General features: G+C 73.5%; 2 protein-coding genes. Both read right to left on the reverse strand.

The features are described 5' to 3' along the window. Window positions 1-2476 (reverse strand): non-ribosomal peptide synthetase (locus ETD85_RS57430; protein WP_138698264.1); only part of this gene is annotated, 2476 nt, incomplete at its 3' end. Beyond that, window positions 2476-8499, reverse strand: a complete 6024-nt coding sequence (locus ETD85_RS57435; RefSeq protein ID WP_138698265.1) for a non-ribosomal peptide synthetase — start codon at window positions 8497-8499, stop codon at window positions 2476-2478. The genes ETD85_RS57430 and ETD85_RS57435, both read right to left, overlap by 1 nt.

Consider the following 8499-nt stretch of genomic DNA (forward strand, 5'->3'; position numbering starts at 1 on the left):
CCACGTCACCACTGCGATACATGCGCGCCCCCACCTCAAACGGGCACGCCACAAACCGCTCCGACGTCAGATCCGGCCGCCCCACATACCCGCGAGCCACCTGCACACCCGCGATATACAACTCCCCCGCCACCCCCGGCGGCACCGGCCGCAACCGCTCATCCAGCACATACACCCGGCAATTCGCGATCGGCCGCCCGATCGGCACCGAGTCCCCGACCCCAGCCGAGGCCTCATGGACACAACATCCGACCACCGTCTCCGTCGGGCCATACTCATTGACCACCACCGACCCCGGCGAGCGCGCCAGCAAGGAGCGGACCAGAGCCCCCGGCAGCGCCTCACCACCCACCACCCACGTCCGCCCCACATCCAGCGACACCATCTCGGCCAGCAAACTCAGATGCGCCGGCACCACCTTCACCAGCCCGTCCGCCGGGTCCTCCCCGCTCATCACCACCGCCGCGCCCGACACCAGCGGCACCCACAGACTGGTCACCGTCAGGTCCACGGCCACCGACGCGTGCACCGCCGCGCCCGCGCCCACCTCGTACGCGCCGGCCGCCCACCCCACGTAGTTCGCCAGCCCGGCCTGCGTCACCACCACGCCCTTCCGGCGTCCCATGGACCCCGAGGTGTACATGACGTACGCCGCCTGCTCCCCGGCCATCGCCCGCTCCGGCCGCCCGCCGGGGGCCGCCGCGAGCCGCCGCGCCGTGCGCGCGTCGTCGAGCACGAGCAGTCGCGCCGGCAGCTCCTCCGCGATCTCCGCGCTGGTGACGGTCAGCACGGCCCGGCTCTCGGCCAGCAGGTACGCGACCAGTTCCACGGGCTGCCCGGGATCGATCGGCAGATAGGCCGCCCCCGCCTTCCACACCGCCAGCAACGCGACGACAAGATCGGCGCCGCGTTCCAGGCACACCCCCACCACCGACTCGGCGCCCACGCCTTCGCTCACCAGCACCCGCGCCAGCCGGTTGGCCCGGTCCTCCACCTCGGCGTACGACGTCTCGGCCGCGCCCGAGCGCACCGCCACCGCGTCAGGCGTCCGGGCCGCCGCCGACTCGAACAGCTCCACCACCACGGCGCCGACGTCGGCACCGGTGTCGTTCCACTCCTCCAGCACCCGCCGCCGCTCCCCGGCGTCGAGCACTTCCACCTCGCTCACCCGCGTCAACGGGTCGGCGCTCACCGCCGCCAGCACAAGGGCCAGCCGGGTCACCAGGACCTCGGCCGTTCCCCGGTCGAACAGGTCCGCGGCGGCGACCATCGTCCCGCGCAGGCCCGCCGGTGCTCCGTCCGCGTCGAACACCTCGCCGACCAGCACCTCCAGGTCCACCTTCGCCGCCGACTCGCCCGCCGGCAGCCCGGCGGCCCGCACGCCCGGCAGCTCCAGCGCCGCCTCGCCGGTGTTCTGCACGTTCAGCATCACCTGGAACAGCGGGTGCCGGGCCAGCGACCGCGACGGCGCCAGGTCCTCCACCAGCCGCTCGAACGGCACGTCCTGGTGCTCGAAGGCGGCCAGGCTGGACTCCCGCACCCGGTCCAGCAGCTCGCGGAACGTCGGATCCCCCGACAGGTCGGCCCGCAACACCAGCGTGTTGACGAAGAAGCCGACCAGGTCCTCCAGCGCCTCGTCCGTGCGCCCGGCGTTGGTGGAGCCGATCGGAATGTCGAGCCCCGCCCCCAGCCGCGACAGCAACACCGCCAGTGCGGCCTGCAGCACCATGTACGTCGTCACGCCCTCGGCCCGGGCCACCTCGGCCAGTCGCGCGTGCACCCCGGCCGGGATCTCCACCGGCACCGAGTGCCCCCGGTAGGAGGCGACGGCGGGACGCGGCCGGTCCACCGGCAGCCGCAGCTCCTCGGGTGCCCCCGCCAGCAGGTCCCGCCAGTAGCCGAGCTGCGCCGAGATCACGCTCTCCGGGTCCCGCTCGTCGCCCAGCAACTCCCGCTGCCACAACGCGTAGTCCGCGTACTGCACCGGCAAGGGCTCCCACTCCGGGGCCGAACCCGCGCACCGGGCCGCGTACGCCACCGACAGGTCCCGCCCCAGTGGCCCCAGCGACCAGCCGTCACCCGCGATGTGGTGCACGACCACCACCAGCACGTGCTCGTCCGGCGACGTCGAGAACAGCCACGCCCGAACCGGCACCTCGGCCGCCAGGTCGAACACGTGCCCAGCGGCTGCGCCGATGGCCTCATCCAGCTCGCCGGGCGGCACCTCGGCCACCGTCAGCTCCCAGGTCAGCCCGGCCGGTGCCAGGATGTGCTGATGGGGCTCGCCGTCCACGGCGGGGAAGATCGTCCGCAGCACCTCGTGCCGCGCGATCACGTCCCGCAGCGCCGCGTTCAGGGCCACCCGGTCCACCTGGCCCGACAGCCGCTGGGCGATCCGGATGTTGTAGATCGCGCTCGGGCCTTCCAACTGCCCGATGAACCAGAGCCGCCGCTGCGCGAATGACAACGGAATCATCAGGAACCCTCCCGGGTACGCATCGGCCGTAGCGCCGGTCTGGCCGGCTTGTTGTCTCCGAACTGTCGGGCCAGCTCAGCCACCGTCCGCACCTTGAACAGCGTCCGCAGCGGCACCTCGACGCCGAGCGCCGTACGCATCCGGCTGACCAGCCGCACCGCCAGCAGCGAATGCCCGCCCAGCGCGAAGAAGTCGTCCTCGACCCCGACCTCGGGCAGCCCGAGGACCTGGGCGAACAGGTCGCACAGCAGCTCCTCCCGCGTGCCGGCCGGTTTCCGGCCGGTGCCCGCCTCGTACACGGGCGCGGGCAGTGCCCGGCGGTCGAGCTTGCCGCTGGTGGTGACGGGCAGGGCGGCCAGCGGCACGACGGCTGAGGGCACCATGTGCGCCGGCAGCCGCTCGGCCGCGAACGCGCGCACCGACTCCGCCAGCCGCGCGTCGTCCTCCTCCGGCACGACGTACGCGACCAGGGATCGCTCGCCCGGCACGTCCTCGCGGGCGATCACGGCCGCCTGGACCACGCGGGGGTGGGCGGCCACGGCCGCCTGCACCTCGCCCGGCTCGATCCGGAACCCCCGGATCTTGACCTGGTCGTCGCTGCGCCCGGCGAACACCAGCCGCCCGCCCTCGGTCCACCGCACCCGGTCCCCGGTCCGGTACATCCGCTCGCCCCCCGGGCCGAACGGGTCGGCCAGGAAGCGCTCGGCGCTCAGCGCCGGGCGGCCGGCGTAACCACGGGCCACCTGCGCGCCGGCGAGGTACAGGTCGCCGGCCACCCCCGGCGGCACCGGCCGGAGGAAGCCGTCCAGCACGTAGGCCCGCGTGTTCACGTTGGGCCGGCCGATCGACACCTCGTCACCCGACATCGGCTCGTCCGTCATCGCCGAGCAGACCGTCACCTCGGTCGGGCCGTAGGCGTTCACCAGCCGGCGCCCGGCGCCCCAGCGCGCCACCAGCTCCGGCCCCAGCGCCTCCCCGCCGGCCACCAGCGTCCGCACACCGGCCAGGTCCGAGGGCGTCAGCACGCTCAGCGACGAGGGCGGCACCAGAGCGTGGCTCACCCCGAGCCGGGCCACCACCTCGGCCAGCCCGGCGCCCGGCAGCAGGTCCTGCGCGTCGGCCACCACCAGGCAGCCGCCCGACCACAACGCCACCAGCACCTCCCAGACGGCGGCGTCGAAACCCGGCGAGGCGAGCTGCAGTACCCGATCACCGGCCCCCACCTGCCACCCCCCGGCGGTCAGCAGGTTGACCGCGCTGTCGTGGGTGACCATCACGCCCTTGGGCCGCCCGGTCGATCCCGAGGTGTAGATCACGTACGCCATGCAGCCCGGCACCAGCCGCCCGAGGCGCTCGCCGGCGCTCAGCGCCGCGCCGGACAGACCGGCCAGTTCCGTCACGACCGCCGGATCGTCGACCACCACCCGCCGCACGCCCTCGGGCAGCCGCCCGGCCAGCGCCGAGGAGGTCACCACCGCCGCCGCGCCCGCGTCGGCCAGGGAGAACGCGAGCCGATCCGCGGGATACACCGGATCGAGCGGCAGGAACGCGGCCCCCGCCTTCAGCACTCCCAGCACCGCGACGACCCACTCCACCCCCCGCCCCAGCACCACGCCGACCGTCGACTCCACCGCCACGCCCCGGCCGGCCAGCAGCCGGGCCAGCCGGTTCGCCCGCTCGTCCAGCGCCGCGTACGACAGCTCCACCTCGCCGGAGGCCACCGCGACCGCGTCGGGCGTGCGCCGCACCTGCGCCTCGAACAGCTCGACCAGCGTCGCCGGCGCCACCTCGACGGCCGCGCCGTTCCACTCGGCCAGCACCCGGCGGTACTCGGCCTCGTCCAGGACCTCCACGGCGTGCAGCGGGGAATCGCCGTCCCCGTCCAGCGCCGACTCCAGCGCGGACACGAGGTTCGTCACGCCGGTCCGCACCAGCGCGCCCACCGCGTGGGCGTCGATCGGCGAGACGGCGTCCACGGCCAGCCGCAGGACGTCGCCGTCGTCGCCGGCCAGCAGCGCGAGCGGGTAGTTGGTGCGCTCGCGCGAGTAGACGAGCCGTACGCCCTCCATCGACTCGTCCCAGCGCTCGCCCAGGTCCTGCCCGGTGCTGCGCCGGTAGTTGAGTATGGCGGTGAACAGCGGCGTGTCCCCCGCCACCCCGCTCGCCTGCTGCGCCAGGGCCAGCGGCGCGTGCTCGTGCTCCAGCAGTTCACCGAGCTGGCCACGCAGCTCGAACACGGCGTCCCGCGCGCCGAGCGTGCCCGTGCGCACGCGTACCGGAAGGGTGTTGATGAACGGGCCGGGCACGCGGTCCGCGCCCATGCCCGCGTTCATCCGCCCGAACAGCACCGTCCCGAACACCACGTCGTCCCGGCCGGAGACCGCCGCCAGCACCCGGGCCCACACCACGTGCAGCACCGTCGCGGGACTGACCCCCAGGCGCCGCGACGCCTCGCGCAGGCGGCCGACCAGCTCCGGGGAGACCTCGATCTGGGCGCGTACGACACCGGCACCGTCGCCCAGCACGTCCACCACGCCGTACGGGGCGGTCGGCTCCTCGACGTCGCCCAGCAGGTCCCTGAAGTACCGCTCGTGCTCGGACCGCTGCACCCCGCCGCGGGCTTGGGCGACGAAGTCGCGGAAGGGCAGTGGCCGCGGCAGCTCGTCACCACGGCCGGTCATGATGGCGAGGATCTCCGCGAGCAGCACCTCCAGTGCCGTGCCGTCGCGCACCATGTGGTGCGCGCGGACCAGCACGAGCCAGCGGTCGCCGCGCGGCTCGGCCGCGATGTGCGTGTCGAGCAACGGCGGCCGCCCCAGGTCCATGATCTGGCCACCGGCCGCGACCAGCTCGGCCACCGGGTCGGCGCCGCGCGGGTCCAGGGTCACCTCGACGACCGGGAGCTCGGCCTGGCGCCACACTACCTGGACCGGCTCGCGCAGCCCTTCCCACACGTACGAGGTGCGGTAGATGTCGTGCCGGGCCACCACCTGCCGCAACGCGTCGATGAAGGCGTCGAGCCGCCGCCTCGAGTCGAACCGCAGAACGGCCGGCATCACGTAGGCGTCGTCGCCGCCGTCGGCCAGCAGGTGATGGAACAGCAGCCCTTCCTGGAGCGGCGCCAGCGGGTAGACGTCGGCCACGTTCGCCGCGCCGCCTTCGACGGTGGCCACGACCCGCTCGATCTCGCCGGCGTCCAGGTCCACCATCGGCAGCATCTCCGGCGTGATGGCCGTGGCGCCCTCGGAAATCAGGTTGGCCGGTGGCACCACCCGTTCGATGCCCGCGGAAGCGGCCAGCGCCGCCACCGTCGGTGTGTCGAACAACGTCCGCACCGACACGGAGACCCCGCGCGTCCGCAGCAGTTCGACCAGGCGGACGGCTAGCAGCGAATGGCCGCCCAGCTCGAAGAAGTCGTCATCGACCCCGACCGCGGGCAGACCGAGCACCTCGGCGAACGCGGCGCACAATGCCTCCTCGCGCGGGCTGGACGGCCCGCGCCCGGCTCCGGCGGTCGCGGCGCGGTCGGGTGCGGGCAGGGCCTGGCGGTCCAGCTTGCCGTTGGCGGTCAGCGGCAACGCGTCCAGCACCAGCCAGGCCGACGGCACCATGTGGTCCGGCAGCCGCTCGGCCGCGAACGCGCGCACCACCGACGGCAGCTCGCTCGCGCTTTCGGCGTCCTGAGCCACCAGGTAGCCGGCCAGGCGCATGTCGCCCGGCGCCGCCTCGCGGGCCACGACCGCGACCTGATCGACACCCGGGCACCTGGCCAGCACGGCGCGGACCTCACCCGGCTCCACCCGGAAGCCGCGGATCTTGACCTGGTCGTCCGCACGCCCGGCGAAGACCACCTCACCGTCGGCGGTCCAGCGGGCCCTGTCGCCGGTGCGGTACATGCGCCCGCCGCCGAACGGGCAGGCCACGAAGCGTTCCGCGGTCAGGCCGGGGCGTCCGAGGTAGCCGCGGGCGAGCTGGGCGCCGGCGATGTACAGCTCCCCGGTCACCCCCGGGGGCACCGGCGCCAGGTGCTCGTCCAGCACGTACAGGCGGGTGTTGGCGACCGGGGTCCCGATCGGGACCACGCCTCCGGCCCGCAGGCGGGTCGTCGCGACACCGATGGTGGTCTCGGTGGGGCCGTAGTGGTTGTACACCGCGCAGCCACGTCGCTCGGCTACCGCGAGCAGGTGCGCCACCCAGTCCGGGGCCGCCGCCTCGCCGCCCAGCACCAGCGCCCGCGCGGGCAGCAGCGGCTCCGGATCGCCCATCGCCGCCAGGTGGGAGGGCACCATTTTCAGGTAGTCCGCCCGCACGCCGCTCAGCGCGATCGGGTCGGTGGCGGCGTCCTCCGGCAGGATGTGCAGCTCGCCGCCCGTGGTCAGGGCGGCGAAGACGACCGTGTTGCCCAGGTCGGTCGCCTGTCCCTGCACCAGCGCGTACCGGCCGTCCGCCATGCCCAGGCGGCCGGGCACCGAGGCGACGTAGTTGGCCAGGCCGGCCTGGGTGACCACGACGCCCTTCGGCCTGCCGGTCGAGCCCGAGGTGTAGATGACGTAGGCGGCCTGCTCACCGAGCGTCCGCCGCTCCGGTCTGGTGGCCGGCGCCGCGGCCAGGCGCATCCTCGTGAACGTGTCGTCGAGGGTGAGCATGCGGGCGCGGCCCGCGGGCAGCTCCTCGGCGACCTCCTCGCTCGTCACCGTGAGCACGGCGCGGCTGTCGTCCAGCAGGTACGCGATCCGCTCCACCGGCTGCCGCGGATCGATCGGCACGTACGCCGCCCCGGCCTTCCACACCGCCAGCAGCGCCACGATCAGGTCGGCCCCCCGGTCCAGGCACACCCCGACCACCGACTCGGGCCGGACGCCCTCGCCGATCAAGACGTGCGCCAGCCGGTTCGCCCGCTCGTCCAGTTCCCCGTACGAGACCTCGGCCCCGTCGGCCACCACCGCGACCGCCTCGGGTTCCTGGGCCTCGAACGACTCCAGTACCGAGGTTCCAGTGCCGGCGCCGGTGTCGTTCCACTTCTCCAGCACCCGGCGCCGTCCCGCCTCGTCGAGCACGTCCACGCTGCTCAGCGGTGGCTCGCTCGCGCCGTCCAGCACCTGCTCCAGCGCGGACACGAGGTTGCCGGTGGCGGTACGGATCAGCAGCCCCACACCCCGGGCGTCGATCGGCGCGACCGCGTCGACGGCCACCGACATGCTGTCGCCGTTGTCATCCACCAAAACGACGAGCGGATAGTTCGTACGCTCGCGGACCAGCAGCAGCCGCACCCCCTCCATCTCCCCGTCCACGCCGGCACCGGTGTTGTGCCGGTAATTCAGGAACGAGGTGAACAGCGGAGCGTCACCCGCCACCCCGCTGGCCTGCTGAGCAATCGTGAGAGGCGCATGCTCATGCTCCAGCAGCTCGGCAAGCTGACCCCGCATCGCCGACACCGCACCCAGCACCCCGACCTCACCAGTACGCACCCGCACCGGCAGCGTGTTCATGAACGGCCCCGGCACACGATCAGCCCCGGCACCGGCATTCATCCGGCCGAACAACACCGTCCCGAACACCACGTCATCCCGGCCCGAGACCACCTCCAGCACCCGCGCCCACGCCACATGCAACACCGTCGCCGGACTCACCCCGACCCGCCGGGCCACCTCCCGCAACCGCCGATGCAAACCATCAGCGAACGGCACCACCTCATGCTCCGAACCCGTACCATCCCCCCGCACGTCCACCAGCCCGTACGGCGCCGTCGGCTCCTCCACCCCACCCAACAACTGCGCGAAATAACGATGATGCTCACCATCACTGACCCCATGACGAGCCTGCGCCACGAAATTCCGGAACGGCAGCGGCTCAGCCAGCCCCCCACCCCGACCCGCCAGGAACGCCGCCACCTCACCCAGCAACACCTCCAACGCGGTGTGATCACGCACCACATGATGCATACGCACCAACGCCAGCCACCGATCACCACCCGGCACCACCGCCAGATGCACATCCATCAACGGCGCCCGGCGCAGGTCCAT

Source organism: Nonomuraea zeae (genome assembly GCF_005889725.1).
GTDB lineage: Bacteria > Actinomycetota > Actinomycetes > Streptosporangiales > Streptosporangiaceae > Nonomuraea > Nonomuraea zeae.